General features: G+C 66.0%; 3 protein-coding genes. All 3 read right to left on the reverse strand.

Annotated elements, in window-relative coordinates; translation table 11 throughout:
* On the reverse strand, positions 1-788 hold a 788-nt coding region (locus MLGJGCBP_RS18445; protein WP_160097513.1), incomplete at its 3' end, for a tripartite tricarboxylate transporter TctB family protein.
* Positions 785-1,924 (reverse strand): sensor histidine kinase, encoded by a 1,140-nt coding sequence (locus tag MLGJGCBP_RS18450; RefSeq protein WP_160097514.1) that lies wholly within the window; start codon positions 1,922-1,924, stop codon positions 785-787. The genes MLGJGCBP_RS18445 and MLGJGCBP_RS18450, both read right to left, overlap by 4 nt.
* Before the next feature lie 59 nt (positions 1,925-1,983).
* The coding region (locus MLGJGCBP_RS18455; protein ID WP_236581196.1) for a LuxR C-terminal-related transcriptional regulator at positions 1,984-2,280 on the reverse strand (297 nt) is incomplete at its 5' end.

Consider the following 2,280-nt stretch of genomic DNA (forward strand, 5'->3'; position numbering starts at 1 on the left):
GCCAGTGCAGGTGCCCGGAGGGTGTCACGTAGATGTGCTTCGAGGAGCCGGCATTGCAGCATCTCCTCGGTGCTGAGCGGCGTCCCGGTGGAGATGCGTTCGAGCATCGGTCGTGCCAGCGTGTCGAGCCGGTTGAGCTGTGCGTCGCGTTCGGACAGTCTGGCTGCGGCGGCGGCCTCGTCAGCGATCTGTCGGGTGGATTCTTCCCTCAGCTGGAAGATCGCCTTCGCTGAGGGGCGGATCGTGTAGGCGAAGAAGGTGCCCATCAGCAGTGGGCCCGCGCTGATCGCCGACATGGTGATTCCGTGGATCGCGCCCTGCCCGGTCACCTGTGACCACACGACGCATACCGTGACTATGCCGAGTAACCCGGCCCACGCCGGCCAGGTTCGCCCCCGGACGCACATGAACGTGTACACGGCTGTGGCGGCACCGATCGGCCATGTTTGCAGTGGGCTCGTGATCGGTACCGGGAGCGCGGCAAGGACCAGCGCACAGGATGCCGGCCCGGCAAGAGTGATGGCGGTCGTCGCTCGCCAGGGAAGCGGGTCACCGGACACCGCGATAAGCGCGATGGCCGATGCGGCATTGACGATCACCGCCAGCGCGATGGGGAAGACGGACGACACACCGTCGAGGGTGCCTGCTGCCGCGAGTGCAGTTCCTCCGATGTAGATGCTCACGATCACCCATGCCGCCCGCGTGTGCATTCCGAGCAGAGTGGTGACGTCGTCGTCGCGACGGTGGTCTGCGCGGGCTTCGGAATGTACGGGGCCTGGAGTGGTCATTGCTCGCTCCCTGCCCAGGTGAGTTCGATCCTGGTGCCGATTTTGGGGCGGGACTCGACGGTGGCCGATCCACCAGGGAGGTGGTTCATCCGATCCAGGATGCTGACCGCGAGGCCCAGTCGGTGGGCCGGTACGGAGGAGATGTCGAAGCCCTTTCCGGTGTCGGAGACGATGACGCTGAGTCGTCCCGGGCCGAGGGCGACGATGACATTGCGATGTGCGCCGGCGCCGGCGTGACGCAGGCTGTTACGCAGCGCTTCGGCGAGGGCGGCGCCGATGGTGCGGACCGTTTCTGCGGGAATGAGTGTGTGTTCGGATCCCGGGCTTCGGTGTACGGCAAGGGAGATCGATTCGTCGACCTCCGACGCTGCGGCACGCAGGTGGGAGAGCACTGCGGGAGGGTCGAAATCCTGTGTCGGGAGCACACCGACCCGGAGCCCGTCCAGCTGGGTCAGGGCGATGTCGGCCTGACGGATCAACCCCTCGTTGAGTGGTATCCGCGACGCCGCCAGCAGCGTCGACATCACGCTGTCATGGGTCAACGCATCGAAGCGTTGCCGCTCGACGGTCCGGGCTTGCAGGGACGCTGCGCTGGCCGCGGCGGCAAACGTGTCCGCTCTCGTGGCGTCATGAACCTGACCTGTTCTCGCGGCCACCACCGCTGCACCGACGAACAACAGGCTGACCCCGATCCCGAACGCAATGTCCGGAACGAAGGGGCTTCTCACGTCCGGTGTTCGAACGGTGTAGTTGATGAGCTGCGCCCCGAGCATGACCACGGCCAGTTGCACGAATGCCCACCGCGCCCGCCACACGGCGCCCGCCGCCAGACTCGACAGCGCGGGAAAGGTCGAGAACCACACGCCTTTACCGTTGGGCAATAGAGTGCCGGACCATGCGAGCGGCCAGGTCATCAGCCCAAGGGGGTAGGTGACCGCCGTCAGGTTCGCCAACAGTCTCAGCCGCGGCCCGCTGAACGCGAACGATGCCACGCCCAGGGCCAATCCCGGCCCGAAGAACAGCACCAACGCGAGCGGAGTCCACCATCCCGCCATCACGGCGGTCAAGCTCCGCACGTCGGCAACAAGCAGAAGGAAGTAGAACAGGTACCCGGCGCCGATGAAGCGTGCGAACATGCGCAAGATCTGGTCGGCTGTGCTGACAGACGCATGGACTGCGGCATGCGGAGCGGGCGCTAGTGTTTGCGTCGGCGTCGTTGAGGTATCGGTAGCCATCCGTCCTCCAGCGCGCGTTTGTACAAATCGGTCTTCGTTGGTGCAGGTCGGCCCGCCTCAGCGTACTTCTGACGGATCCGGCCGAGGTAGTCGTTCACCGTCTCCTGCGCGAGGCCCGTCAGGGACGCCACCCGCGCGGCCTTCTCCCCGGATGCATAGAGGGCCAAAACCTCTCGCTGCCTCGGGCTCAGGTCGACGTCCAACAGGTTCGGATCGCCGTCGATCGCGGCCGCCCAATCGGTGGTCGCCACCACACC

Source organism: Rhodococcus sp. T7 (genome assembly GCF_009872365.1).
In the GTDB taxonomy this organism is placed as follows: domain Bacteria; phylum Actinomycetota; class Actinomycetes; order Mycobacteriales; family Mycobacteriaceae; genus Rhodococcus_F.

Excerpts from the sequence above, each read along its gene's own strand:
- MLGJGCBP_RS18450 (WP_160097514.1), bottom strand. The coding sequence starts at position 1,924 with ATGTTCGCACGCTTCATCGGCGCCGGGTACCTGTTCTACTTCCTTCTG.